Below are 20,201 nucleotides of genomic sequence, written 5' to 3'. Positions count from 1 at the left end.
ACGGTGCCCATACGCGTCTTATTGGTAACTATGTACTACTCGCGCTCGTGTTGGCTGTCAACGTGGTGTTGGGGAGAATGGAGTCATGAGTGAGCCTCGCCCCACCCTCCAGTTCGATCTGGACCTTGAAGCTGTTCGCCTGCTCCACCGCTCGGTGAGCTTTCACCTTGAGAAATGGCCCGGGGGGCCAGATCCCAGAGAGCAGGAGGCCCTTCAGTCGATGAAGACCTTGCTTACGGCAGCGCTGCTTGAGTTCAGCCTTGACCAGGACGGTCAGCGCTGAAACCTGCTCCCTTCACTTCTGAGCAGGGAAGCAGCGATAGTGCTGCGTTGGCCGCTGTACAACGCATTGAGTCGGTTCAGGCCTGCCTGAACTGCATCGCCACCTGTTGCATTAACGATGGAATAGAACTGGGCTCCAGCAGCCTTGTTCCTGCGTTGTTCTCTTAAGCCGTTGTCCCCGTGGGTTGGTTGATCACCCTTGCCATCGTCGTGGTGCTGTCCTGGCTGGGATGGCGTTGGAATCAGCTCGAATGTGCTGAAAGCCGCTCCGTCAGCGGCCGTTTGGTGAAGCGGATGCGTCGTCATTCGCGGCGACGCAAGCACCATCACTAGAGCTTCAATCAGGCCATGGGCATGCGACATCCCAGTTGAATCGTGCCTTCGTCGATCAAACGGCCCAGCCGTTGGGCGACAGCCTCCTCAGTTCGTGTGAACTGATCCTGGCGGGCGGTCACCCACGCCATCTCACCGTTGGTGATCACGCCGGTGGACATGGCTTCGAGAAAGAGTTCGCCGAGTGTCATGACACTTGTGCCGTTGGGATCACGTTGATGGGACTCCCAAGGGGGTGCATGACCTGCTCACCTTTCTTCATGGCAAGGGATCCAGGATGGTCTGGAGGGCCCGCTTGATCTGATTGTTGAGCTGTGAGCCGGCGGGATTGAGGCGGATCAAGCTTGTGAATCCTTCGCTGAGGTCGGGCCTGTTGGGGGGACCGTTCAGCCTCATGTGCATCGCACGAATCACGGCCTCTGGAACGGACCGTTGGCGGCAGCGGTTCCAGACCAGGCACTGATCCAACGGTGTCTGCAACCACCAGCCGGTCCATTGAAGGTGTCGGCCCCCCATGTTTCGCTGCATCAACCCTTGGCGCCAATTGAGTTGCGCATGGGTTGCATCCACCAGCACGTTGTCGCCATAAGCAATGGCGCGGTCGATAGCGCCATGCAGATGGGGTTCCAATTCAGACCAAGGGCCTTGCACATTCGCGTCTCCCCACAGCTGTTCCCTCAGAGCGTCATTGGCGACTACCCGTGCAGGGAGCAACGGAGCGAGGATCGCGGCGAGGGTGGACTTTCCGCTGCCCGGGGGACCGATCAACAAATGGCCCTGGGCCCGTTGTTCAGGCAACGAACCGTTTGTAAAGCAACCTCACCAGGCCACCAAGCACGGGCACTGGAGCAAACGTGGGGCCGACGAAATCGAAATAATCGCGGTGGTCCCCGATCTTTCCATCTGGATTGAAGCGGAGCCGGGTCGCCCCGGGGTAGATGAACTCAATCCCTTTGATCTTGAGGCCCATGCGCCATTCAATAAAGGCTGTTTCAGCGTTCACCACCACGGATTCCGTTTCCAGGAACACGTCATCACAGCGCTGCATCAGACCGTCCTGGGCAAGGATGTAGGCGTCAATGCCCTGCCGTTCCTGGGTTGGATCGGTGAAATGCACGTCGTTGGCATAGACGGCTTTCCACTGCGCAGCTGTGGGGCCTGGCGTGCCGTAGGGCTTGGTGAACAGGGCACGGATCTGTTCTGCGTCCAGTGGAGGGTGAAGCATGGGTGTTGTCATCAGAAGTCGGCACCCACCTGAGCGGTGATGGTGTTGTTCAACTCGGGTGTGTTCATGCTTTGGTAAATCGATTGCACCCGCAATGTTGTGAACAACTTGCTGTTTCTTGCGGGGTAGTAGCGCACCTCAGCGGTCAGGGTGTTGGCCGGTTGAATCCCATTCGCCCAGACCGATGTGAACTGGTTTTGGAGCCCGAACTGGAGCGTGGGCCAGGGTTTCCACTTGAGATCAGCCGTCAGCGTTGCGCCGCCATAGCTGTTGCCGCAAAACCTGTCGCTAGTACAGCTGATGCCACCCCCGCTCCACTGGAGCGACGGACCGATGGACATGGTGAGTTCAGTTGTTTCTGACTTCAACAGCGGGAATGCCACACCGATGTTCCCCAGAACGGTGTTCACCCCGGAATCGTTTGTCCCGTTGTATTGGTAACCGCTCAGAGCAAATAGATCGAGGTTGGAACCGATCGATTTGTCGTAGCGGAGCTCCGCAGACCCCTTCTCCGTATCGATGGAGAGTGACTCTCCTGAATCCTTCGATTTGCTGGTGTTGAAGCTGCCGCTCAATGACAGCTTCTGCTGGTCGTCTTTGTAGCGGGTTTTGCCGGTGAAGCTGACCGATAGCGAGTTGTCGCCATCCTTCTCATTGCCGATCACTCCGGCGGAGAGCGAGCTGGTCCATAGGGGCTTGCTCGTTGCTGGTTTGAGTTGTTCTGCGGTGAGTTCCAGCCGTCCCAGCTGGGGGTGGTTCAGCACCGTGGTCCCGTTCTCTGGATTTCGCTCGATCAATTCCCCGTGCAGGCTGTCGCCGTTGCGCAGGGTCAAGCTGATGGTCTCGGCCCAGCTCACGCCTGGAGCCAAACCGAGGCTGAGGAGTCCAGCCGTGGCGAGGAAACGATGCATGGCGTCAGTTGAAAAATCCCTTGGACTGAAGCCAGAGGCCAATAGCGACTAGGGGCCCGAAGCCGGCAATCAACACCGTGATCTTGAGGCGCAGCGGCGACACCTGTGGTTTGGTCTCTCGAAGAGCCATGGCAAGGCACGAGGGCAAGTGAACCTAAACGCTGTGCTGCGTTCGTGCCTGTTCAGAGCTCGTACTCCTCTTCAAACTGCTGAATCAGGCCCTTGTAGAGCGCCAGAAGGCCCTCGGTTTCTTCGCAGAATCCGTCCGTTGTGTACTTCGCGATCAGATTCACCACGGCGCTGCGGATTTGCGTGAAGGCGCCGAGGTACTCACCCTGGATGTCTTCATCGCGGATGTCGTTGATCAGCGCGCCCACCAGCTCAATCTTCCGCTTGGCGGCGGCCATCTCCGCTTCCATCTCTTTGTTGAGCTTGCGGCGTTTCTTCGGCATCCCCTCAACCGGTTCAAGCAGCGACATTACGGGAGCCGCAGGCCTTCCTCGTTCGAGCGACTTCCCTTAGCGTCAGGCTCGCTCGACCATGGCCTTGTGAATCGGACCTTCCGCGGTGTTGCCTACGTGTCCGTCTGGGTGGTGATCTGGGGAACGGTGGCGTCCTTGATGGACTGGATGCTGCTGACAGGTGAGGTTTACGAGACGGCCAGCTCTGGTCAGGCGGTGACGTTCATCGCCTACGGGGCCGCAACAGTGGTGTTGGCCACGCGGTTTTCGGGGCGTTTCCTTGCAGACGCCGATTCAGAGGCTGCGGATCAGGAGTGATCCGCCCATGAGCAGCGCCAAGATCTCGAACGCTTGTTTGACCAGGCGGCTTCCTTTCACCAGGGAATAGTGGGCCCCCAGGAAGCCTCCGATCAGCGAACCCAGCACCAGCGGTGGAAGCCAGTCCCAACGGATTTCACCGCTCAAACCCAGCACCAGCGCCCCGGTGCCATTCCACCCCAGGCCCACCAGCACCAGGGTGTGAGCAACGGCTCTGGCGTAGCTCAGCCCAAACCAGCGCACCAGCCACAGGGTGACGAACAACCCCGTGCCTGAGGTGAGGGAACCGTTGAGAACGCCAATGATGAACAGCCCGCAACTGCCAAGCCCAACGGTGCGGGCTGTCAGCGGGTAAGGCTGGTCTGTCGTCCCCAGATTCGGTTTCCGAGCCGAATAAACCCCCAGCCCAAGGGTCAGCAGCCCAAGGCTCGCTGTGGCCACTTGATCGGGCAGCGCAAGAACCATGCTGGCTCCCACAAACACACCTGGAAGACCGGCCGCCAACACCAGCGCCGAGCGTTTCAGATCAAGACTGCTGGCACGCCAATGACGCCCACTCGCTCCCAGCCCCAGCGCAACACTGGCCACCTTGTGGGTGGCCAATGCCATCGAGAAAGGAAGGCCCAGAAGGATGAGGGCGGGCAGTTGCACCAGTCCTGCTCCCCCTCCCGCCAGAGCCGAGAGGGCATTGGCGCCAATGGCGATGCCCAGCAGGGCGATTTGCATCAGCAGTTCGGACACACTCAATCTCGTGTCAGGAAGGCGATGGGAACTGAAAAGGTGACGATGCGGTGGGGATCCCCCGGGAGAATGGCGACGCAGGCCACTTCACGATCAGCGTGAGCCTCGCGGGACTGCACCACAAAGGCTGTGGCGTCTTCGATGCTCCACATCGGGGCATCACCACAACGGCGTTCATCCCTGTAGGCCTGCCAGACCTCGCAGAACGCCTCCCCATCCTCACCACGTTTCATTTCCGTCAGCGCCTGTTCCAGACCCACGTCTTCGAACCGTTCGAACAGGCGCACCATCAACGGGTGGGCAATGGTGGATGAGGCCTTCAGGGTTGAGTTGATCGTGCCGATGGCACTCACCATCAGCTTTGGTTTGGAGCGTCGTGCATCGATCACTCCCACAGGCAGATTGAGATCCCAGCTTGGGTGTCCGCTGACGGCACAGGCCAGATCGAACAGCCCCAAGCTGCATTGCTTGATCAGGCTCTGAATGGTCTCTCGATCCATAGCTCAGTTCCGCGTGGCCCGATTCACCGTTTGCGTTCCAGTGTTGCCAGGATGGCCGCCGGTTGATGCCGCTGTGGATGTCCCTTGTTCAGATCTACCTTGATGCCGTCACCCACCAGGTGATCACCAGTGAAGAGCTTGCCTATGTGGCCGGCCATCAGGAGCAATTTGATCGAACCGAACGGAAACTCACTGCACGGCTTGAACAGTTGATTGGCGCAGGGAATATCAGTGTTGGAACGCGTTGATTATCCGAACAAAAAGCGTTGAAGCCGTTTCAGAAATTGCCGCAGGGGCTTTTTGTCACGGCTAAAAATCTGCCGCTCATCTGACAGCATCGCGCGACTCACCCGATCTGCGCTTCTGATAGGCGCGAAAGGCTGTCCCGTCAACCTTTACGGCAGGGCAACCACCCCCGACCAACTCTGCAGAACGTCAGGTGCGCCTTGGGTTAGGGCGGCAACAGCAGTGGCTGAGCCAATTCCGATTCCCACCACAATGCCTACGGCGAAGACAAGCAGCCCCGTCAGAACGCTGCGTTCGGAAAATTGCATCCACTTAACATCAGCCAACCCGACTTTCCTGCGGCCATTGTCCAATGGCCACTGTGGTGTCACAGGACGTGATGGGGCTCGGAGCAGATCTGTTGTGTGGTTTCGGCCACAAAGGTAGATTTACCGACTGATCGATCGGGGTGGTCTTCGCTAACAACCGAATGTCAGCCAGATGACAGTTTCAGTCATGAAAACGATTGACGAGCACATTAAGAAGGACCAGGAAGAGTTCCTTAAGGCCCTGTCAGAGCACAACGAAGGCAAGGTGCGTCATCTCACGGAGGAGCTGCAGTGGCTGTTGGATCACAAGAAGGAATTTCCTGATGATCCCCATGACCCCTCACCCCTTGAGCTGTTCTGCGAGCAGAACCCCGATGAGCCCGAGTGCCTGGTCTACGACGACTGAGTAGAAGTACCCATTCCTTGCTCCACCCTGTCGCGAAGCCGCGTTGCTACACGCAACTTACTTAAGTTGTGTGTAGTCGATGTGTTCTGTGGTGATTCGCGCCATTCTGACCCGCCCCATTGCTGGCGATCTCGGTCTGCTCCTGCTTCGAGTGTTCACCGGCGCGCTGCTGATTCACCACGGTTACGAAAAGCTCGCCAATATCGAGAACTTTGCGGATGCATTTGTTCGCCCTCTGCATCTGCCCTTCCCGATCCTTCTCTCCTACGTCGCAGCGTTCTCGGAGGTGATCGGCAGCTGGCTGTTGATCACTGGCTTGCTGACGCGGATGGGAGCCTTGGCAGTCGCCGGGACCATCTCCGTTGCCATTTATCACGCCATCGTCACAGCGGGCTTCAACATCTATCTGCTGGAGCTTCTTGGCCTTTATTTCGCGGCTGCCGTGGCCGTTCTCGCCTGTGGACCAGGCGTCTTTTCGATTGACGAGCTCATCGCCCGCCGCCTTGAGCCCGACATGCAGTTTTCCGCTGCGGAAAACACGGATTTCGCCGTTGGCGAAGCCGCTGTTCTGGAAGAAGCCGTGGCCAGCCGCTGAACACCAGCGTGATCAGATTCAAAAGCCCCGTCATCGCGGGGCTTTTTTGATGGCTGGCGACGGTATAAGTGAAAGACGCGTCAGAATCATCGAAGTTGGATCAACGCGATGAAAGAGGTCAGCCTGCTCGAGATGATTGGCCGTTCTCTGGCAAAGGTTGCAGCAGGGGCTGGTGTTGCAGCAGTGCTGGTTTGGCTCACCTACGTGATGCTTGATGTTGGTCATATGCAGTCGGGCTTCACCCTGCCCCAATCCAGTTACTGAACTCAGATGCAGTGGAATGATCTTGAATCTCCGGTTCTGATCATTGCTTCGCTGTTGATTGCTCTGCAGGTTTGTTGGATTGGAGCTGTGCTTCGGCGCAACCAACGCAGGCGCTTGGGGGAACCCCTCAGTGCCACAGCATTCCAACGTGAACTCCAGCGGATTTTCTCGAGAGCGAACGGACTGTCCTGAGCCATGAAGCAACTTCCAGGTCAACAGAGCAGAACCCTGCCGCGATGGCTGAAGATGGTCATGGCGGGTGCAATCACCGTGATTGCCACCATTTGGCTGGTGTCGTTGCTCCCCTTTCTGCTTCTCGCAGCCTTGCTGCTTTCAATCGCGCTCATACCAATCACCCGTCGGCTGCGACGGGAGATGGAAGAGGCAGGGTTCAGTGTTGATGAACCCGGGTCGAATGTTCAGCGCCCTAATCTCAACATCACCCCCTGGCACCGACAAATTCGCAATCTCTGGAGAGACTTCAGCTCTTGAACAGGTCGTTAGCCATTGAGCGATAACGACCAAGAGAACTGCCTGCGCGACGAGACTTTGTGGGAACACTTTGTCCCGGCAGCAGGTTCAACGGAGCGAAATTCACCAAGGTCAGCTCTGGGCGCTGCTGTTGCTCGGCTGCCAGCAATTCGGCAATGGCTTCTGCTGTGGTTTGTGCGGGAGCTGCGCTCTCCGAAACAGCTTCGATTGTCTCCACCGGCTCGGTCTTGAGAGACGTTTTGGCCTTTGGGGTGCCGAGGGGCCACAGAAAAACCAGACTCAGCAAAAGAGCAACGGTGGCCGTGAGGGTGCCGGTGAGTCCAAAGGCCAAACCCTGAAAGTTCCACATCAACCCGGAACCCGCCATGCCGAAGGTGCCGAGGATTGCCAGCATCAGGCCGAGGAAGGATGCCTGTGGTGCCTTGAATTTGAGCGGCTGGCTGGCTTCAGGGACTTCAACGGGTGAAAGTCGTGGTTCAGGCCGAAGCAAAACAAAGCTGATTCCCAGCAGAACCAATGCCGTAACCGTGCTGCCAAGCCCCAGGGTGCGGCCCTGAAAATTCCAAAGCAAACCACCGCCGGCAAGACCTGAAACTCCGAGGGTTGCCAATGCAAGTCCGCTCAAGAAAGGAAGACGATTGCGCATGGCTCAGTTGCTCCGGTTTTGCATGGCGGCGTAAGCAACGGCTCCGCCAGTGATCACAGTGAGGAGGCCTGTGGTGAGTAAGAAGCTCACCAACATGGCGAATCCAAGAAGAGATCCCAGGAGGGACATCTTGATTCGCAGCAATTTCGACTTCATCAACAACACCAACAGCAAGACCACGGTGGTCTTCAAGCCAGCGATTTTTGCCGCACTGATCGGACAAAGAGGATTGATCAACACCATTGGCTGGTCTTGGTCTTCTTAAGCATTTATGAAGTCTGGCGAAAACCAGAGCGCACCGTGAAAAGAGAACCGTGAAGAGGGCGACGGATGGGCACAAAAAAACGGGCCCGAGGGCCCGTTTGCAGCTGACGTGTCGTGCGAGCTCAGCGACGACGGTTGCGTGAACGCTGCTTCAGCTTGCGCTTGTATTTCTCAACGGGGGTCTCGTGGTGACGGATCCGACGCAGATCAGAAAAGATGCCGGCTTTGGCGACGGAGCGCTTGAAGCGACGCAAGGCGGATTCAATACCTTCGTTTTCGCCGACTGTGACCTGACTCATCCGTTCCCCGAAACAGAGCAATAAACAACAATATTACCAGCCGCCCTCTACCCCATCCCCCACCACCTGCCCGGGGTGGGATGGGTCTCTTGCATGACGCTTGTTGAAGAGATCGTGGCGCGTCCCGGCTTCTGCTTTGGGATGGGTCCATCACTCCGGCAGGCCCCTGTCTTGACCCTCACGCACTGCCCCCTGTGCATTGGTCTGGCTGTTCTTTCGGCCGTTCGATTTATGGCCCACTGCGTGATGGCCGTTCAGCTCGAACGCAGCACGGCAGGGGAGTCAACCCATCCCGCCATGCTGCTGGGCACTCTGTTTGAGCTTTAAAGCAGTTCTGCCTCAGGGATCGCTGGGATCAACCAGCTGCAGATAGGCCGTATCGGCGTTCTGCAGGGCTACATCATCGTGATGAGCGTCAACCCTGTAGATGAGGTGAAGCAGGCGGCCGCGATCCATGCCACGGTCAGCCACGTCTTTCCACAGGCGTGAGCTGAGCTCCGCATCACGCCATTTGAGTTGGGCATCGACCAGTGCCCGCGTCATCGCGATATAGCTCTGCCGGTCGTTGCGCAGCCGGTCTTCGGAGAAGCTGTGTTGAGTTGCCGGCTTGAGCAGATTGCGAATCGTCTGTGAGGCCGCCTTCAGCACCTTTGGCATCGTCGTTGTCCGACTCAGTTCAGTCTGATTCGGTCGTCTGGGCTGACAACGGAGTGAAATGCCTATGCCTGGATCAGAAATGAGTATTTGAACTCACTCCAGCGGGACGGTAGTGCTGATGACTTTTTGTAAAGTCAAATCCATTAGGTTTGATGAATCGTTTTTAAGCCTGTGGAAATACTTGTGATGGCGGCCGTATTTGTGCCCTTTTCTGCCCTCGTGATGAACGCATTTTCCGGTGATTCGGAAGACGATTTCGATTTCCTTTGAATGGAAGCCAAGCTCCTGGCGATGTTGGCCTTTGGTGCCGCAGTTATGAGCCTCTGGGCTTGGTTGATGGCGAATCTGCCGCGGATGGAGTCTGACCGGAGCAAGCCAGACAACCGCCGTTGATGCGGTAGGGCGCGAGGTGTCCACGCAGGCAAGTTGTGCCGCGGAAGAAGAGTTTTTGTCCCAGTTCGCGCGCGTGGGCATCAGTGAGCGGTAGAGAAAGCCAGCGTTCCGGCACCTGACCCCGTAGCTGCGATCTGGTTTCAAGCGCTGCCTGGCGACGTTGTTTTTCTTCGCGATCGTTTTTGCGATACACCCCTTCAACCTGTAATTCGCGGGCACAGGTTTCACAGGCATTCACGGTGGGCTTGCGGCGGGCCGTGTTCAGAGACAACTTGTCGCTGGGAACTTCCCGTTCAGCCCCGCAGCTGCAGCGGCACCACCAGAAGGCGTTTCCTGCTTTGGTTCGCCGTTCGGATGCGCGCACCACGGTGAGCTTCCCATAAACCTCGCCAATGCGGTTGCGTGGACTGGAGGGCATCGCTCAGGCCGATTTCTGGTCAGGAGCGTTACTCAAGTCAGCAAACTTGGCCGCCATCGTTGGATTGCGTCGGGTCAACTTTTTAACGGTCACATCCTGTGCCTTGTCATTGGCGAGCCGCAGGTTTCGATCGGCACCCATTAGGGCATCCTTGGTTTTTTGGAGGTGATCGATCGACTTATCGATTTCATCGATTGCCGTTTGGAAACGTCTGGAGGCGAGGTCGTAGTTGCGTGAAAAGGCCGTTTTGAAGGTTTCCAGGTCGTTCTCGAAATTGGTGACATCAATGTTCTGTGCCTTCACCAGAGCTAGTTCAGCCTTGTATTCCAGAGACTTCATGGCTGCATTGCGGAGCAATGTGATGAATGGAATGAAGAATTGTGGTCGAATGATATAAGTTTTAGGGAAGCGATGAGAAACATCAACAATTCCTGAATTGTAAAGCTCATTCTCAGGCTCCAGCAGGGAGACGAGCACTGCATACTCGCAATTTTTTTCGTTCCTGTCTTTGTTCAGCTCTTTGAGGAAGTCTTCGTTTTTCTTTTTGGTGGCCGTTGTGTCAGCCTCATTTTTCATCTCAAACATGATCGAGATGATTTCGTTGTTGTGGTCGTCCTGGTCGCGGAAGATGTAGTCACCCTTGCTTCCACTGCGCGCGTCGTTGTCTTTTTCGAAATAGGCCTTTGGAAAAGCGGCTGCACGAATCCTGTTGAATTCGGTTTCGCAGTGTTGTTCGAGGGTTTCCCCCACCATCTTGGTGGAGAGCCGCGCCTTCAAGTCACGCAAGCGTTCAATGGCCTGATCCCGATCGCTGAGCTGGGCTTCGTAGCGATCTTTCAGTGACTGAGATTCCAGTTGATGCTTCAGTTCCGCTTCCTTCAAGCCGCTTTGAAGTGCATCGCGTTGTTTCTCCACGGAACTGACCGCTTCATTCACGGCCAGCTGGCGCTGCATGGCTCCAGCCTGGAGCTTCGCCTGCAAATCTCTCACTTCACTGTCTTTTTGCAGCGTCATCGCCTGCATTTCTTTGGCGAATTTGGTTTCAGCCAGGCGTAGTTCTGTGGCCTGCTGCTCCCGAATCTGCTGGAGCTCAGCGGCAATGCGATCACGCTGCTTCTCCGCTTTGTTCACGGCATCTTTAATCGCCAGTTCCTGATGCATTGCACTTTGCTTGAGTTGGGCCTCAAGCGTTTGCATTTCCCTGTCTTTTTTGGCAACGGCCAACTCGATGGCATTGCGTTTGTCCTGTTCGGCGAGGGCCAGTCGCTTGTTCAGTTGCTGTTCAAATTCACGATCCCTCACCTGTTTGAGGATGTCGGCATACCCGGCCTCATCCACCTTGAAGGCGGTATTGCAGTGAGGGCAAATGATGTCGTGCATGTCTGACGATTTGTGTTGAACGTTCGCGCTACGTGCTGGGATTTTATCCGGCTCTGGCTAATACGAGATCAGCCCACGGTTCATGCCATGCCCGATTGGATCGATCCACGTTCGCTGCTCGACACGGTGATCATCTTGAGCATCGTGGCCTTGGCCGCCATCGGATTCGTGCTTGGCATCAAGGAAATGATCACCGATCTGAGCAAACTGCGTCGCGCCAAGGTTTAAGCGGCCTTCAGCTCTCCAGCCCCGACCGCAGCGCCGCCAATCGTGCGGCGTTCACACCAAGGTCCGAGTCGCCGAGACGCGACTCGGACCGTGCCTGGATCCGGTTGTTGTCGCGATCAGCGAACAGCTCCAGGTCATCCACAAAGCCAAAGAAAGCGCTGCTGGCCTCGGCATGCAGGTAGGTCTCGGTTTGATCGATCACTACCGTCCGCGGCGACTCCTGCACCAACCCATTCAGCTTGCTGAAGTCCGCCATCGGGTTGGAGCTCTCCCAGGTTTGGCTGGAGCAGTGAGCTGTTGTCGGGCAGTCGCGCAACACCCCGTTGCGCACGCCGAGATCCGCAGGGACGGGGCCTGCAAGATGGAAGAGCATCAACACGGGGGCCAGTAGGCCGGCAAGGAAGGTCACTGGTCTCTGCGGGAACGACCGCCCCAGTTCAGCATCCAAAGCCAGATGCCGAACAGGGTTCCAACCGGTAGCGCGATCACCACCAACTGGCTGATCACGAACTGGCGCACCTCAGGATCCACGGTTGCGCTGATGAGGGGACATGCGGGCAAGACTCGCGTCCCGTTCGCCATCATGGAGCGCATTGCTGGGCAACGATGACGACTTCGGGTTGGATTGTGCTCGCATGGTTGGTGGTGGCGCTGGCGTCTGCCCTGAAGTTTTGGTCGATCACGCGCCCCTATCGCGACAAAACTCTTTCCCGTGGGCAAACCGTTGACGAAGCACGTCAACGTTTGGAACGACGCTGGCGAAACGACAGCAAAGTGTGAGACTTATTTCTCGGCGATCACCCAGGCCGTTGCAGCTCTCTGACGCACATAGAGATCTGCGAGTTCCCGTGCCAGAGCTTTCAACTGGTCGAGGTCGTTCGTGTCGTTGATGGACCGCTTGATCGCTTCAGCTTCGAACTGCTGAGGCAAGCTCAGGTTCATGACTTCCAAGCAGGTCAACCAACTGTAACGAAGCGTTATTTCTTGTGTGGGCTGGCTGCTGCCCGTGAGCGGGCAATCTCCTGCTGCCAAGCCAGAAGCAGATCTTTGCTGATCTCCTGAAGCTGTTTCACGTCAGTCATTGAATTGATATTGCGACTGCGCTGTTCAATGTCGAATTGTTGGCCAAGTGTCAGAGCGATGGGCTCCATGGTGACGTCGGCAGGATCAGCTCAAAGTATTGACTCGATGCTGCGTTGTCGTAACAACGGGTACGTTTTATCCTTGCTGTGTGCTGTTCCGTACTTGGTCTGGATGAAAGAACATTGACCCTCGTTCTTGCCATCGTGATGTGACGCAAGCGCCGGTCGCTAAATGTTGACATCGAAGGCGATGCCGTTATGCGTTGCTTATATTTTGTGGGTGATGCAGGTAGAGCTTTGGACGGTTCTGGACAAAATCTCGAGCGCCGTTATCACCTGGAAGTTTGGAGGGAAACGGTGTACTGGATGCAAGCGCGATGCAGCGACCTGCAAGAGCTCGATCGTGAGCGCGATGCTGCTTCGATTTATATGGAATTTCGCCTAAAAGGGATCGGCTGACTCGAAGTCAGTTCTGTGATTCAGCGACGGGCAGGGAAACAGCCACTAGCAGGGCAATTGCGATTTCCGTGGCAGCGATCAGCAGTTCGGTAACGATTCCCATGCTCAATTGCGGTTCTCGTCGATGGGTGGCATGTCACTGGGACGCATCAGGGCAAACACCACAGCAGCCGTCAACACGATGCCAATGCCCACCATGGCGATGATTGCGGTTGTGTAATCACCCATCAGGTGCGTCCAGCTCCCATCACGTTACACGAATGTAACGCTTTGTAAAGCATCTCTCAGCTGGTTGGAGTCGTTGCCGTTCTCTGATTCAGCAGCTCTTCTCCCCGGCGATGGATCTCCTGGGCATAGTCGGTCCAGGTTCCTTGACCCCAGTAGCGAAAACAACTGGTTTCCAGCAGCAGCACATGCAGCAAAGCTTCCTGATAAGCCCGGGTCCCGGTGGTGGTGGGGTCTGCGGCGACTGAGCGGTCGAACAGCGCATGAAACTGAGCGCTGAGTTGATTCATCGGGGCCAGCACATTGGCGTAACCCTCAACCCAGCTCAGGTCGTTGGTCCATGACGCACCCTCCATGCTGAAGCTGGTGTCGTCAGCCCTCAATTTGCTGATGGTCTCTTCCATCGCTTCGGCTGAGGCGTTGTTATCTAGCTCTTGCCAAAGGCGGTGTTGTTGTACCGCCTGGATGGTGGGGAAGTGGTGGCGATTCACTCCCTTGCGCTCCAGGGCCTCAAGGTATTCACTGCCGTTGATGGCCACGGTGCCGTTGGGGTTGTCACGGATGTGGCGATTGGCCTGCCGGAAGGCCTCTGGGAATTCATTCATCATCACCCCACCGTTTTCTCCGTCGGCGATCTGGCTCACCAGGGATGGCAGTGCAACGTCACCAAGACGTTGCTGTTCGCAACCCAATGCCTCGTAAAAAGGCTGCATCTGGCCCACAAGTTTGGTGTCAGACCCCTGGGTTTTAATCAGTGCCGTCATGCTGATCTCCTCGCCTCGACTGTTCCTGGCGAGAAGTTGATTGGGAATGAAGCATTGGCTGCGCGACAGTGGACTGCCGTCCATGCGTTCAACGCTGTGCTCCTGCACCAGAAGCCACTGATATCCAGCTTCTTTGAGGGCTTTGATGAATTCGAACAGGGTGTCGGGATGGTTGGGTAAAGCCATCTCAGGCGGTGAGAACCCCTTCACTCGCTCCAGGGCAGCGCTGCCAAAACAGGCCGCGAACTGCTGTTGCCAGGCGCTGATTTGCAGTTTCAGGTCTGGGATGGGTGTGGATGGAGCCACGGCATGGCTCCAGAAGGTTCCAAGCCACTCCACATGTCCCTGCATCAAAGGGTCACAGGCGAGGTAGTGGAGTGCATCGCCAATGTCGCCGCGCCCCATCTGCTCGATTCCCCAGAGCAGATTGCCCGAATAGTCGAGCATGATTCTTGGGTTGCAGCCTTCGTTGATCAGTTCAGGCAGCAGGTCGGCAAGACGCCGATAGCAGTGGGCGAATGGCTCTGCGTTGTGGTTGTCACCCTCGTTGGGGTGATCGAGCATGTACTGAAGATGGGAGATCAAGCTGTTGTTCGCCCCCGCCGGCACCGTTGGTTGGTGCATGTGAAGAGCACAGGCAAATCCGGAACGCAGTTGTTCAAGATCGATCGCGCTGTTGGCCCACACGTGACGCGGGGTCAGCATCACAGCGGCAATGTCTGCTTCTCGTCCGCTGATCGGGGGACAGCCTGTCATTGCACTCCGCTTGTTATGACCAGCCGGCACGCGGTGTTTGGCGCAGCAAGCCTTCCCAATGATCTCGCCAGGTGCGCTGATCGCCAATGCCAGCCAAAAGTTCAACCTCAGCAGGGGCCTGATTCAGCCGATGCCTCCAGCGGGTGATGTCTTCGGCTTGATCAAGCCAGGTGCTCATCACGTCGTGACGAATCGCCTCCCCATCCCAGTGGTGCTGGTCGGCCATGTTTTGCGACCAGTGCATCAATTCATCCAGGCTCAGTGGTCTGAATCCCATGATTGTGAGACCCGTGATCTGCTCGAGTTCAAAGCGACGCAGAACGTCTCCAAGGCCAAAGAAGTGAAGAAGGATCATTGAGCTGATCACTTTTACGTGAAATTTATGAGCCTTTCTTTTTTCGAATTGTTCAGGTTGATGGCCTTTGCTTTTGGAAATATTTCAATTAGATCAACATCCAGGGCTTGGCACTCATGGCTTGAGAGTGCCAAGCTTCTCCCAGCATTCTTGAGCCGATGCCTCTGATCAATGTGCGCACGTCGCTTCCAGCACTGAAAGACGGATCGGCGTTGTTGCAGGAGCTTTCGTCTGAGTTGGCCAACCAGACGGGTAAGCCGGAGGCCTACGTGATGACGCTTCTGGAGACAGGCGTTCCGATGACCTTCGCCGGCAGTCATGAGCCCTGTGCCTATGTCGAGGTGAAATCGATCGGTGCGTTGCGTCCGCCTGCGATGACAGCTGCATTCTGTGAGCTGATTCAGGCGAGGACGGGAATCCCCGCTAACCGTATGTACATCGGGTTTGAGGATGTGCAGGCCAGCTGCTGGGGATGGAACGGCAACACCTTTGGCTGATGCTCTCCCATACTGAGGCCGAGATCGCGCTCTGGTGGTGACAAGCTCTCCTCCCGGCACTCCGGGCAACCCACGTCAAACCACGTTGATCGCATCGTTGCGTGAAAGGTTTCGCTTGGCGGAACAGAACCGTGATGCCAAGGCGAAGCAGGCTCTCTTCCGCGAAGCGATCTATCTCGGCATTCAGCCGCAGCTGTTTACAGAGATCCATTGAGCAGCCCCAGGTTGCTGCTGTTCAAAACACTGTGGGGCTGGACTGGCTCCCTTGAACAGGCCTGCTCCTCCGCTGAATGCGAGCACTTTGATGGCCTTGAGGTGAACCTCGATCACCCTTGTCTTAACGCTCTTCAGCCTGAAGGGATCCGTCGCTGCCTCTCCGATGCAAAACAGCATTTGATTGTTGAAATTGTTACCGGGGGGGAGTACACCCCCGATCTCAACTGTTCTCCATCGCAGCATCTTGAGCAAGTTCATCGCGGCTTGGAGCGAGCCATGGCGCTGGCCCCGCTCAAGATCACTCTGATCACCGGCAGCGATAGCTGGCAAGAAGTCGAGCAGCATCGCTTTCTCGACAGACTTCTGGACCAAATTGAAGCCTGTGCGATTCCGGTGACGCTCGAGACGCATCGCAGTCGTTCTCTCTTCGACCCATGGCGCATGCCCGCCTGGCTAGCCCGCCATCCACGGCTTCGGCTCACAGCGGATCTCAGTCACTGGTGTGCAGTATCGGAACGGTTAATGACACCTGAACTCCCCCCCATTCAGGCGATGGCCGCTCGGGTTGATCACATTCATGCCCGAATCGGCCATGCTCAGGGGCCCTCCGTCAGCCACCCTTTCGCACCGGAATGGGCTGAGGCTCTCGAGAGCCATCGTCGCTGTTGGCAGTTGTTTCTCGATCAGAGCGCGAGGCCCGAACGGCCGGTCACGATCACGCCTGAGTTTGGTCCCGACGGCTACATGCCGCTTCAGCCATTCACAGCTGCACCCCTTGCTGATGTTCAGCTGCTCAATGCGGAGATGGCCTCCTGGCTGCGTTCCTCAATGCTGATTCCTGCTGATCCCAATCGTTCTCGGTAGAGGCCCTGCCAATGCAGGATCCTCCGTTCCAGCCGATGCGGAGGCCCTGGCTCGAAATCGCCTTGATAGCCCTGTTGGACTGATTCAACCAACGCCTTGTCTTCGTCCAGAAAGGTGAGCATGTCTCTCAGCCAGGCGTCGGCAGTGGCTGCATCGATGGCGCCGCTGCCTGCGAACAGGTGCAATTGCATCGTGCAGCGGTCGGGTCGTTCGGGCATGAATTCCAGCCATGCCAACCGCCCGTCTGGCCAGACCAGCAGATGGCTCCATGGCGGCAGTCCGAAGGTGAGGAATCGACCACCGTCCAAGTGGGGGGTCTCCAGAAGGTTGTTGTGTTGGCTGAAGCGATGGCGGTAATCCCGCACCGGCCCTTGTTCGCGGTGCAGCGTTGTCGGATGGGCAATGGCGACGTGGTAGTCGTCAAGTGTGTTGTCGTGGGCGATCTTCCAGTTGCAGGCCAGGCTGCTTCGGCTCTGGCGCAGCAGGGTGGATGAAGTATTCCAGGCTGCTCCGGCTTCGGTATGAACCAGCTGCAGCTGCTCCTCGAGCGTTAGAGCCTGGTCGCTGAAAGCGATCCAGATCAGTGGGCCATCGATGCGGCAGGCAAGCTCTTGCAATCCCCATCTCTGCCGGTCAAAGTCCTGCTCAAAATCGGCTTCACGTGCCGCGGCCAGCAGCTCTCCGCGCAGGTTGTAGGTCCAGCCGTGGTAAGGACAAACCAGGCGTCGACAGGACTGCCCCATTCCTCCGCCTTGCCGAAATGCAACACCGCGATGGGGACAGCGGTTGCGAAAAGCACGGGGATGTTCACCCTTGGGCCAGGTGAGCAGAAGTGGCTGATCCAGCATGGTGATGGCCAGCACCTCTCCCGGTTGGAGATGGCTGATGGGTGCAACCGGATGCCAGTAGTGGTTGGCATACGTGTGGATGTCCCATTCATGCATCGCGTCGCCGCGGTACAGCGATGCAGGAAGGAACGTCTGATTCAACACGGCTTCACTTAAGACAGTTCAGTCAGGACAGTGCCGGCTCCAGCTCCCGCATGGTGGCGGAGAGGGAACGACGCATGGAGAGGAAGTCGCTGCTTAGGCGCAGCTGATCGAGATCGGTTTTATCGAGATCGACATCGAGGGATCGAATGATTCGCCCTGGATTTGGGGCAAGCACGTGGACGCGCTGGGCCAGCACCAAAGCCTCTTCCACGTCGTGGGTAATCAGCAGAACGGTCAGGCCTGTTCGTTGCCAGAGCTTGAGCAGGAAGTCCTGCATCGATTCCCGGATCTGTAGATCCAGAGCCCCGAAGGGTTCATCGAGCAACAGGATGCTGGGGTTGGTGGCGAGGGCCCGGGCGATGGCCACCCTCTGCTGCATTCCGCCAGACAGTTCGCGCGGCAATTTTGTGGCGGCGTCACTGAGGCCAACCACTTCGAGGAAATAGGCGGTTCGCTCCTTGATCTCTGCTGCTTTCATCCGCTGAAGTCGCATCCCGAAGGCAACGTTCTCAGCGGCGTTGAGCCATGGATAAAGGCTGTATTGCTGAAACACCATGCCCCGGTCTGGCCCGGGACCAGAGACTGGTGTGCCGTCAACAGTGATGCTGCCGCTGCTCGGTTGATCCAGACCAGCAATCAGCCGCAGAATCGTGCTCTTCCCGGACCCAGAGCTGCCCACAAGGGCCATGAAGTCTCCGGATTTCATGGAAAACGAAAGGTGATCGAGGATCAATTTCTCCCCGAAACTCTTGCTGAGGTTGTTAACGATCAGTTCCAAGGCTCACACCGCCCATTTGCAGCTGAGACGCAGCAACAGCCTGAATCCCATGTCGATGGCGAAGCCGATCAAGCCGAGAACGATCAACTCGGCGAAGATCTGATCGGTGCGGAAAAAGCGCTGAGCCAGCTGGATGCGTTTGCCAAGGCCCACTTCCGCGGCCACCAGCTCAGCCACCACCACAAGGTTCCAGGAGGTTGCGATGTTGATGCGCAACGTGTCGATGATGCTGGGCAGGCTGTAGCGGGCGACGACTTGCACCAGGACCTGCCGGCTGCGACCACCCAGGGTGAGTGTGGTTTCGATGAGTTCTTTGGGAACGAACTTCACCGCATCCATCACCATCAGGATGTTGAAGTAGATCGTGCCGAGAAAAATCAGAGCGATCTTGGGTTCCTCCCCGATGCCGAGGTAGATGATCAGCAGAGGGATGAATGCCGCTGCAGGCATGTAACGCAGCATGGCGATCAGCGGCTCGCAGATTGCGCAGATCGCTGGGTACACCCCCATGCAGATGCCGATCGGCACCGCCAGAAGTGTGGCGAGAAGAAATCCTCCAAACACGCGGCCGGTGCTGGCCACAATGTCTTGGAACAGGATTCCACTTGCGGCCATGGAGGCCAGGGAGCGGAACACGGCCTGCGGAGAGGGAAGGAATTTTTCATCCACCAGTCCGAGGGAGGCGATGGCGGTCCAGAGCAGCAGTGGTACCAGAAGTGATGCCACCTGCAGGCCGCCACGCACGGCCTTGGATGGCATGGCACCAAGGGTGAACAGGGAGAGAAGCCCATTGCTTCTCCCCTTGCTGGCAGCGGCGGCGGCTGTGGCAGTCATCAGGAGGCGGCGACCTTCTTGATGAAGCTGTCGTCAAACAGCTTGCTCATGTCTGGTTTCTCAGGGATGAAGCCCACCGAAACCATGAAGTCGGCCATCGACTCAGCGGCGAATGGCATGAACTTCATTCCCTCACCAGTGCTGAAGGCCTCGAGGTTTTCCTCGATGGAGAAGAAGCGGGTGCCGTCTTTGTACTGCTCGTATTCCTCAGTGGGAATGCCGGCACGCTTGGCCATGATCGCCTCGGATTTTTCGGGGTTCTTTTCCATGAACTCGCGAACGTCCCACCAGGTCTTCACGATCTTCTGCACATCGTCGGGGCGCTCCTTGATCAGATCACCGCTGACGGTGAGCAGATCAGGAATGGCACCGGGATACTCCTTGGAGCTGGCGATCACCTGGGCACCTTCTCGCTGCATGGCGGTGCCTGTGTAGGGAGGGAAGGCACCAACGGCATCAACTTGACCGGCCGCGAATGCAGTGGCTGCCTGATCGGTGGGCATGCCTTTGATCACCACGTCGTCGCGGCTCATGCCCGCATCCTTGAGGGCCAGGCTGAGCAGATAGTCATCCACAACGCCTTCCTCAACAGCGACGGTCTTGCCTTTGAGATCGGCGATGGATGTGATGGAGGCATCGGCAATGATCTGGTCATTGCCAGCAGAGTTGTCGTTCACCAGAACCACTACTTCACCGCCGTTCTCACCCGGCAGGAAAGAAATGGTGTCGTTCAAGGTTTGGGAGTTGCCGTCGATCTTGCCAGCGGCGAAGGTTTCCATCGACTGCACGTAGCCGTCGAACCACTTCATCTCCACATTCACGCCGTTCTTCTCGAACAGCTTTTCCTCCACGGCAATCGCCCAGGGCCACCATCCGGCCCAGTTGCTGTAGCCCAAAACGATCGGGGTGCCACCCACCGTCGGTGTGGAGGGCTTGGAGCAAGCGACGGCCAGCACGATGGCGAGGCCGGCGAAGAGAAGGTTGCGCAGTTGTTTGGTCATGGCATGGGCGG

The 20,201-nt window shown here is 57.2% G+C and carries 40 protein-coding genes; 13 read left to right on the top strand and 27 right to left on the bottom strand.

The window, feature by feature from the left end:
• Window positions 1-85: 85 nt before the first annotated feature.
• Window positions 86-283 carry a hypothetical protein gene (locus SynRS9902_RS08900; protein ID WP_006851951.1) on the top strand — a complete coding sequence of 66 codons (198 nt, stop codon included), beginning with the start codon at window positions 86-88 and terminating at the stop codon, window positions 281-283.
• Here the strand turns inward: SynRS9902_RS08900 and SynRS9902_RS08895 are convergent.
• The 7 genes from SynRS9902_RS08895 to SynRS9902_RS08870 form a co-directional block, all read right to left on the bottom strand.
• Window positions 274-588, bottom strand: a complete 315-nt coding sequence (locus SynRS9902_RS08895; RefSeq protein WP_186508862.1) for a hypothetical protein — start codon at window positions 586-588, stop codon at window positions 274-276. The two genes, SynRS9902_RS08900 and SynRS9902_RS08895, sit on opposite strands and share 10 nt — an antisense overlap.
• 35 nt (window positions 589-623) lie before the next feature.
• A complete protein-coding gene (locus SynRS9902_RS08890; protein ID WP_041434599.1) occupies window positions 624-806 on the bottom strand; it encodes a hypothetical protein in 183 nt (60 codons plus the stop codon).
• A gap of 67 nt (window positions 807-873) precedes the next feature.
• Complete coding sequence (locus tag SynRS9902_RS08885; protein WP_186508861.1) at window positions 874-1,413, bottom strand: ATP-binding protein; 540 nt, start codon at window positions 1,411-1,413, stop codon at window positions 874-876.
• Window positions 1,406-1,840, bottom strand: coding sequence for a nuclear transport factor 2 family protein (locus SynRS9902_RS08880; protein ID WP_186508860.1), 435 nt, complete (start codon window positions 1,838-1,840; stop codon window positions 1,406-1,408). The genes SynRS9902_RS08885 and SynRS9902_RS08880 overlap by 8 nt, the downstream gene beginning before the upstream one ends.
• Before the next feature lie 11 nt (window positions 1,841-1,851).
• Window positions 1,852-2,751, bottom strand: coding sequence for a DUF481 domain-containing protein (locus SynRS9902_RS08875; protein ID WP_186508859.1), 900 nt, complete (start codon window positions 2,749-2,751; stop codon window positions 1,852-1,854).
• 4 nt (window positions 2,752-2,755) lie between these two features.
• Window positions 2,756-2,881, bottom strand: coding sequence for a hypothetical protein (locus SynRS9902_RS13685; protein WP_006850359.1), 126 nt, complete (start codon window positions 2,879-2,881; stop codon window positions 2,756-2,758).
• A 52-nt stretch (window positions 2,882-2,933) separates the two neighbouring features.
• Window positions 2,934-3,203: a hypothetical protein gene (locus SynRS9902_RS08870; RefSeq protein WP_041434610.1), complete on the bottom strand. Its 270-nt coding sequence runs from the start codon at window positions 3,201-3,203 to the stop codon at window positions 2,934-2,936.
• Between the two features lie 96 nt (window positions 3,204-3,299).
• Here SynRS9902_RS08870 and SynRS9902_RS08865 point away from each other — a divergent pair, with 96 nt between their 5' ends.
• Window positions 3,300-3,530 carry a hypothetical protein gene (locus SynRS9902_RS08865; protein ID WP_115008869.1) on the top strand — a complete coding sequence of 77 codons (231 nt, stop codon included), beginning with the start codon at window positions 3,300-3,302 and terminating at the stop codon, window positions 3,528-3,530.
• Here the strand turns inward: SynRS9902_RS08865 and SynRS9902_RS08860 are convergent.
• Both SynRS9902_RS08860 and SynRS9902_RS08855 read right to left on the bottom strand, forming a co-directional pair.
• Entirely contained in the window at window positions 3,507-4,256 is a 750-nt protein-coding gene (locus SynRS9902_RS08860; protein WP_186510592.1) for a sulfite exporter TauE/SafE family protein, read from the bottom strand. The genes SynRS9902_RS08865 and SynRS9902_RS08860 overlap by 24 nt on opposite strands.
• Before the next feature lie 17 nt (window positions 4,257-4,273).
• The gene (locus tag SynRS9902_RS08855; protein WP_186508858.1) at window positions 4,274-4,771 is read right to left on the bottom strand and encodes a hypothetical protein; all 498 of its coding nucleotides are present in this window, start codon (window positions 4,769-4,771) and stop codon (window positions 4,274-4,276) included.
• A 65-nt stretch (window positions 4,772-4,836) separates the two neighbouring features.
• Here SynRS9902_RS08855 and SynRS9902_RS08850 point away from each other — a divergent pair, with 65 nt between their 5' ends.
• Complete coding sequence (locus SynRS9902_RS08850; protein ID WP_115009249.1) at window positions 4,837-5,019, top strand: hypothetical protein; 183 nt, start codon at window positions 4,837-4,839, stop codon at window positions 5,017-5,019.
• A gap of 147 nt (window positions 5,020-5,166) precedes the next feature.
• Here the strand turns inward: SynRS9902_RS08850 and SynRS9902_RS08845 are convergent, their stop codons facing one another.
• Window positions 5,167-5,325, bottom strand: a complete 159-nt coding sequence (locus SynRS9902_RS08845) for a hypothetical protein (RefSeq protein ID WP_186508857.1) — start codon at window positions 5,323-5,325, stop codon at window positions 5,167-5,169.
• Between the two features lie 187 nt (window positions 5,326-5,512).
• Here SynRS9902_RS08845 and SynRS9902_RS08840 point away from each other — a divergent pair, with 187 nt between their 5' ends.
• The 4 genes from SynRS9902_RS08840 (at window position 5,513) to SynRS9902_RS08825 (ending at window position 7,082) form a co-directional block, all read left to right on the top strand.
• On the top strand, window positions 5,513-5,731 hold the full coding sequence (locus SynRS9902_RS08840) for a CP12 domain-containing protein (RefSeq protein WP_186508856.1): 219 nt from the start codon (window positions 5,513-5,515) through the stop codon (window positions 5,729-5,731).
• 91 nt (window positions 5,732-5,822) lie between these two features.
• Window positions 5,823-6,326 carry a DoxX family protein gene (locus tag SynRS9902_RS08835; protein ID WP_370586291.1) on the top strand — a complete coding sequence of 168 codons (504 nt, stop codon included), beginning with the start codon at window positions 5,823-5,825 and terminating at the stop codon, window positions 6,324-6,326.
• Window positions 6,327-6,434: 108 nt separating this feature from the next.
• Window positions 6,435-6,590, top strand: coding sequence for a hypothetical protein (locus SynRS9902_RS08830; RefSeq protein ID WP_186508854.1), 156 nt, complete (start codon window positions 6,435-6,437; stop codon window positions 6,588-6,590).
• A 195-nt stretch (window positions 6,591-6,785) separates the two neighbouring features.
• On the top strand, window positions 6,786-7,082 hold the full coding sequence (locus SynRS9902_RS08825) for a hypothetical protein (protein ID WP_255446083.1): 297 nt from the start codon (window positions 6,786-6,788) through the stop codon (window positions 7,080-7,082).
• On the opposite strand, the gene SynRS9902_RS08820 is transcribed toward SynRS9902_RS08825, so the two are convergent.
• From SynRS9902_RS08820 to rpsU, 3 genes are all read right to left on the bottom strand, one after another.
• Window positions 7,072-7,707, bottom strand: coding sequence for a hypothetical protein (locus SynRS9902_RS08820; protein WP_255446082.1), 636 nt, complete (start codon window positions 7,705-7,707; stop codon window positions 7,072-7,074). The two genes, SynRS9902_RS08825 and SynRS9902_RS08820, sit on opposite strands and share 11 nt — an antisense overlap.
• 24 nt (window positions 7,708-7,731) lie before the next feature.
• Complete coding sequence (locus SynRS9902_RS13680; RefSeq protein WP_255446081.1) at window positions 7,732-7,971, bottom strand: hypothetical protein; 240 nt, start codon at window positions 7,969-7,971, stop codon at window positions 7,732-7,734.
• 143 nt (window positions 7,972-8,114) lie between these two features.
• The gene (gene rpsU, locus SynRS9902_RS08810; RefSeq protein ID WP_009790002.1) at window positions 8,115-8,291 is read right to left on the bottom strand and encodes a 30S ribosomal protein S21; all 177 of its coding nucleotides are present in this window, start codon (window positions 8,289-8,291) and stop codon (window positions 8,115-8,117) included.
• Between the two features lie 93 nt (window positions 8,292-8,384).
• On the opposite strand from rpsU, the gene SynRS9902_RS08805 reads away from it, so the two are divergent.
• Window positions 8,385-8,618, top strand: a complete 234-nt coding sequence (locus SynRS9902_RS08805; protein ID WP_006851686.1) for a hypothetical protein — start codon at window positions 8,385-8,387, stop codon at window positions 8,616-8,618.
• A 12-nt stretch (window positions 8,619-8,630) separates the two neighbouring features.
• Here the strand turns inward: SynRS9902_RS08805 and SynRS9902_RS08800 are convergent, their stop codons facing one another.
• From SynRS9902_RS08800 to SynRS9902_RS08790, 3 genes are all read right to left on the bottom strand, one after another.
• Entirely contained in the window at window positions 8,631-8,948 is a 318-nt protein-coding gene (locus SynRS9902_RS08800) for a hypothetical protein (protein WP_186508851.1), read from the bottom strand.
• 313 nt (window positions 8,949-9,261) lie between these two features.
• Complete coding sequence (locus tag SynRS9902_RS08795; RefSeq protein WP_186508850.1) at window positions 9,262-9,759, bottom strand: early protein (E6); 498 nt, start codon at window positions 9,757-9,759, stop codon at window positions 9,262-9,264.
• A 3-nt stretch (window positions 9,760-9,762) separates the two neighbouring features.
• Window positions 9,763-11,139 carry a DUF2130 domain-containing protein gene (locus tag SynRS9902_RS08790; RefSeq protein ID WP_186508849.1) on the bottom strand — a complete coding sequence of 459 codons (1,377 nt, stop codon included), beginning with the start codon at window positions 11,137-11,139 and terminating at the stop codon, window positions 9,763-9,765.
• 87 nt (window positions 11,140-11,226) lie between these two features.
• Between SynRS9902_RS08790 and SynRS9902_RS08785 the strand changes: the two genes are divergently transcribed.
• Window positions 11,227-11,367, top strand: coding sequence for a hypothetical protein (locus tag SynRS9902_RS08785; RefSeq protein ID WP_186508848.1), 141 nt, complete (start codon window positions 11,227-11,229; stop codon window positions 11,365-11,367).
• Window positions 11,368-11,374: 7 nt separating this feature from the next.
• Here the strand turns inward: SynRS9902_RS08785 and SynRS9902_RS08780 are convergent, their stop codons facing one another.
• Complete coding sequence (locus SynRS9902_RS08780; RefSeq protein ID WP_186508847.1) at window positions 11,375-11,776, bottom strand: DUF1499 domain-containing protein; 402 nt, start codon at window positions 11,774-11,776, stop codon at window positions 11,375-11,377.
• Window positions 11,773-11,928 carry a hypothetical protein gene (locus SynRS9902_RS08775; RefSeq protein ID WP_186510679.1) on the bottom strand — a complete coding sequence of 52 codons (156 nt, stop codon included), beginning with the start codon at window positions 11,926-11,928 and terminating at the stop codon, window positions 11,773-11,775. Before SynRS9902_RS08775 ends, SynRS9902_RS08780 begins: the two co-directional genes overlap by 4 nt.
• Window positions 11,929-11,973: 45 nt before the next feature.
• On the opposite strand from SynRS9902_RS08775, the gene SynRS9902_RS08770 reads away from it, so the two are divergent.
• Window positions 11,974-12,147 (top strand): hypothetical protein, encoded by a 174-nt coding sequence (locus SynRS9902_RS08770; protein WP_186508846.1) that lies wholly within the window; start codon window positions 11,974-11,976, stop codon window positions 12,145-12,147.
• Between the two features lie 3 nt (window positions 12,148-12,150).
• Here SynRS9902_RS08770 and SynRS9902_RS08765 read toward each other — a convergent pair whose 3' ends face one another.
• The 5 genes from SynRS9902_RS08765 to SynRS9902_RS08750 all read right to left on the bottom strand — a co-directional run bounded on the left by SynRS9902_RS08765 (window position 12,151) and on the right by SynRS9902_RS08750 (window position 15,008).
• Entirely contained in the window at window positions 12,151-12,309 is a 159-nt protein-coding gene (locus SynRS9902_RS08765; protein WP_186508845.1) for a hypothetical protein, read from the bottom strand.
• Window positions 12,310-12,344: 35 nt separating this feature from the next.
• On the bottom strand, window positions 12,345-12,518 hold the full coding sequence (locus SynRS9902_RS08760; RefSeq protein WP_186508844.1) for a hypothetical protein: 174 nt from the start codon (window positions 12,516-12,518) through the stop codon (window positions 12,345-12,347).
• A 495-nt stretch (window positions 12,519-13,013) separates the two neighbouring features.
• Window positions 13,014-13,136 carry a hypothetical protein gene (locus SynRS9902_RS13675; RefSeq protein WP_255441949.1) on the bottom strand — a complete coding sequence of 41 codons (123 nt, stop codon included), beginning with the start codon at window positions 13,134-13,136 and terminating at the stop codon, window positions 13,014-13,016.
• Window positions 13,137-13,192: 56 nt separating this feature from the next.
• Window positions 13,193-14,653 (bottom strand): glycosyl hydrolase family 57, encoded by a 1,461-nt coding sequence (locus SynRS9902_RS08755; RefSeq protein ID WP_186508843.1) that lies wholly within the window; start codon window positions 14,651-14,653, stop codon window positions 13,193-13,195.
• Window positions 14,654-14,666: 13 nt separating this feature from the next.
• A complete protein-coding gene (locus SynRS9902_RS08750) occupies window positions 14,667-15,008 on the bottom strand; it encodes a hypothetical protein (RefSeq protein WP_186508842.1) in 342 nt (113 codons plus the stop codon).
• A gap of 158 nt (window positions 15,009-15,166) precedes the next feature.
• Here SynRS9902_RS08750 and SynRS9902_RS08745 point away from each other — a divergent pair, with 158 nt between their 5' ends.
• Genes SynRS9902_RS08745 through SynRS9902_RS08735 form a run of 3 tightly spaced genes read left to right on the top strand, consistent with a single transcriptional unit; the run spans window position 15,167 to window position 16,585 of the window.
• The gene (locus SynRS9902_RS08745; RefSeq protein ID WP_186508841.1) at window positions 15,167-15,505 is read left to right on the top strand and encodes a phenylpyruvate tautomerase MIF-related protein; all 339 of its coding nucleotides are present in this window, start codon (window positions 15,167-15,169) and stop codon (window positions 15,503-15,505) included.
• A gap of 37 nt (window positions 15,506-15,542) precedes the next feature.
• The gene (locus tag SynRS9902_RS08740) at window positions 15,543-15,719 is read left to right on the top strand and encodes a hypothetical protein (RefSeq protein ID WP_255445999.1); all 177 of its coding nucleotides are present in this window, start codon (window positions 15,543-15,545) and stop codon (window positions 15,717-15,719) included.
• Complete coding sequence (locus SynRS9902_RS08735; RefSeq protein WP_186508839.1) at window positions 15,716-16,585, top strand: sugar phosphate isomerase/epimerase; 870 nt, start codon at window positions 15,716-15,718, stop codon at window positions 16,583-16,585. Before SynRS9902_RS08740 ends, SynRS9902_RS08735 begins: the two co-directional genes overlap by 4 nt.
• Here SynRS9902_RS08735 and SynRS9902_RS08730 read toward each other — a convergent pair.
• From SynRS9902_RS08730 to SynRS9902_RS08715, 4 genes are read right to left on the bottom strand one after another with little or no spacing between them, the layout of a single operon-like run.
• A complete protein-coding gene (locus SynRS9902_RS08730; RefSeq protein ID WP_186508838.1) occupies window positions 16,507-17,577 on the bottom strand; it encodes an aromatic ring-hydroxylating dioxygenase subunit alpha in 1,071 nt (356 codons plus the stop codon). The genes SynRS9902_RS08735 and SynRS9902_RS08730 overlap by 79 nt on opposite strands.
• 22 nt (window positions 17,578-17,599) lie before the next feature.
• Window positions 17,600-18,355, bottom strand: coding sequence for an ABC transporter ATP-binding protein (locus SynRS9902_RS08725; protein WP_186508837.1), 756 nt, complete (start codon window positions 18,353-18,355; stop codon window positions 17,600-17,602).
• A gap of 3 nt (window positions 18,356-18,358) precedes the next feature.
• Window positions 18,359-19,189 (bottom strand): ABC transporter permease, encoded by an 831-nt coding sequence (locus SynRS9902_RS08720; RefSeq protein WP_186508836.1) that lies wholly within the window; start codon window positions 19,187-19,189, stop codon window positions 18,359-18,361.
• On the bottom strand, window positions 19,189-20,190 hold the full coding sequence (locus SynRS9902_RS08715; protein WP_186508835.1) for an ABC transporter substrate-binding protein: 1,002 nt from the start codon (window positions 20,188-20,190) through the stop codon (window positions 19,189-19,191). The genes SynRS9902_RS08720 and SynRS9902_RS08715 overlap by 1 nt, the downstream gene beginning before the upstream one ends.
• Between the last annotated feature and the right edge of the window lie 11 nt (window positions 20,191-20,201).

Origin of the sequence: Synechococcus sp. RS9902 (assembly GCF_014279635.1) — a bacterium.
Taxonomy (GTDB): domain Bacteria; phylum Cyanobacteriota; class Cyanobacteriia; order PCC-6307; family Cyanobiaceae; genus Parasynechococcus.
This window is presented reverse-complemented; position numbering and strand designations above follow the sequence as displayed.

Excerpts from the sequence above, each read along its gene's own strand:
- SynRS9902_RS08900 (WP_006851951.1), top strand. The coding sequence starts at position 86 with ATGAGTGAGCCTCGCCCCACCCTCCAGTTCGATCTGGACCTTGAAGCT.
- SynRS9902_RS08895 (WP_186508862.1), bottom strand. The coding sequence starts at position 588 with ATGACGACGCATCCGCTTCACCAAACGGCCGCTGACGGAGCGGCTTTC.
- SynRS9902_RS08890 (WP_041434599.1), bottom strand. The coding sequence starts at position 806 with ATGACACTCGGCGAACTCTTTCTCGAAGCCATGTCCACCGGCGTGATC.
- SynRS9902_RS08880 (WP_186508860.1), bottom strand. The coding sequence starts at position 1,840 with ATGCTTCACCCTCCACTGGACGCAGAACAGATCCGTGCCCTGTTCACC.
- SynRS9902_RS08875 (WP_186508859.1), bottom strand. The coding sequence starts at position 2,751 with ATGCATCGTTTCCTCGCCACGGCTGGACTCCTCAGCCTCGGTTTGGCT.
- SynRS9902_RS13685 (WP_006850359.1), bottom strand. The coding sequence starts at position 2,881 with ATGGCTCTTCGAGAGACCAAACCACAGGTGTCGCCGCTGCGCCTCAAG.
- SynRS9902_RS08870 (WP_041434610.1), bottom strand. The coding sequence starts at position 3,203 with ATGCCGAAGAAACGCCGCAAGCTCAACAAAGAGATGGAAGCGGAGATG.
- SynRS9902_RS08860 (WP_186510592.1), bottom strand. The coding sequence starts at position 4,256 with ATGCAAATCGCCCTGCTGGGCATCGCCATTGGCGCCAATGCCCTCTCG.
- SynRS9902_RS08855 (WP_186508858.1), bottom strand. The coding sequence starts at position 4,771 with ATGGATCGAGAGACCATTCAGAGCCTGATCAAGCAATGCAGCTTGGGG.
- SynRS9902_RS08850 (WP_115009249.1), top strand. The coding sequence starts at position 4,837 with ATGCCGCTGTGGATGTCCCTTGTTCAGATCTACCTTGATGCCGTCACC.
- SynRS9902_RS08845 (WP_186508857.1), bottom strand. The coding sequence starts at position 5,325 with ATGCAATTTTCCGAACGCAGCGTTCTGACGGGGCTGCTTGTCTTCGCC.
- SynRS9902_RS08840 (WP_186508856.1), top strand. The coding sequence starts at position 5,513 with ATGAAAACGATTGACGAGCACATTAAGAAGGACCAGGAAGAGTTCCTT.
- SynRS9902_RS08830 (WP_186508854.1), top strand. The coding sequence starts at position 6,435 with ATGAAAGAGGTCAGCCTGCTCGAGATGATTGGCCGTTCTCTGGCAAAG.
- SynRS9902_RS08825 (WP_255446083.1), top strand. The coding sequence starts at position 6,786 with ATGAAGCAACTTCCAGGTCAACAGAGCAGAACCCTGCCGCGATGGCTG.
- SynRS9902_RS13680 (WP_255446081.1), bottom strand. The coding sequence starts at position 7,971 with ATGGTGTTGATCAATCCTCTTTGTCCGATCAGTGCGGCAAAAATCGCT.
- rpsU (WP_009790002.1), bottom strand. The coding sequence starts at position 8,291 with ATGAGTCAGGTCACAGTCGGCGAAAACGAAGGTATTGAATCCGCCTTG.
- SynRS9902_RS08805 (WP_006851686.1), top strand. The coding sequence starts at position 8,385 with ATGACGCTTGTTGAAGAGATCGTGGCGCGTCCCGGCTTCTGCTTTGGG.
- SynRS9902_RS08800 (WP_186508851.1), bottom strand. The coding sequence starts at position 8,948 with ATGCCAAAGGTGCTGAAGGCGGCCTCACAGACGATTCGCAATCTGCTC.
- SynRS9902_RS08795 (WP_186508850.1), bottom strand. The coding sequence starts at position 9,759 with ATGCCCTCCAGTCCACGCAACCGCATTGGCGAGGTTTATGGGAAGCTC.
- SynRS9902_RS08790 (WP_186508849.1), bottom strand. The coding sequence starts at position 11,139 with ATGCACGACATCATTTGCCCTCACTGCAATACCGCCTTCAAGGTGGAT.
- SynRS9902_RS08785 (WP_186508848.1), top strand. The coding sequence starts at position 11,227 with ATGCCCGATTGGATCGATCCACGTTCGCTGCTCGACACGGTGATCATC.
- SynRS9902_RS08770 (WP_186508846.1), top strand. The coding sequence starts at position 11,974 with ATGACGACTTCGGGTTGGATTGTGCTCGCATGGTTGGTGGTGGCGCTG.
- SynRS9902_RS08765 (WP_186508845.1), bottom strand. The coding sequence starts at position 12,309 with ATGAACCTGAGCTTGCCTCAGCAGTTCGAAGCTGAAGCGATCAAGCGG.
- SynRS9902_RS08760 (WP_186508844.1), bottom strand. The coding sequence starts at position 12,518 with ATGGAGCCCATCGCTCTGACACTTGGCCAACAATTCGACATTGAACAG.
- SynRS9902_RS13675 (WP_255441949.1), bottom strand. The coding sequence starts at position 13,136 with ATGGGTGATTACACAACCGCAATCATCGCCATGGTGGGCATTGGCATC.
- SynRS9902_RS08755 (WP_186508843.1), bottom strand. The coding sequence starts at position 14,653 with ATGACAGGCTGTCCCCCGATCAGCGGACGAGAAGCAGACATTGCCGCT.
- SynRS9902_RS08750 (WP_186508842.1), bottom strand. The coding sequence starts at position 15,008 with ATGATCCTTCTTCACTTCTTTGGCCTTGGAGACGTTCTGCGTCGCTTT.
- SynRS9902_RS08745 (WP_186508841.1), top strand. The coding sequence starts at position 15,167 with ATGCCTCTGATCAATGTGCGCACGTCGCTTCCAGCACTGAAAGACGGA.
- SynRS9902_RS08720 (WP_186508836.1), bottom strand. The coding sequence starts at position 19,189 with ATGACTGCCACAGCCGCCGCCGCTGCCAGCAAGGGGAGAAGCAATGGG.
- SynRS9902_RS08715 (WP_186508835.1), bottom strand. The coding sequence starts at position 20,190 with ATGACCAAACAACTGCGCAACCTTCTCTTCGCCGGCCTCGCCATCGTG.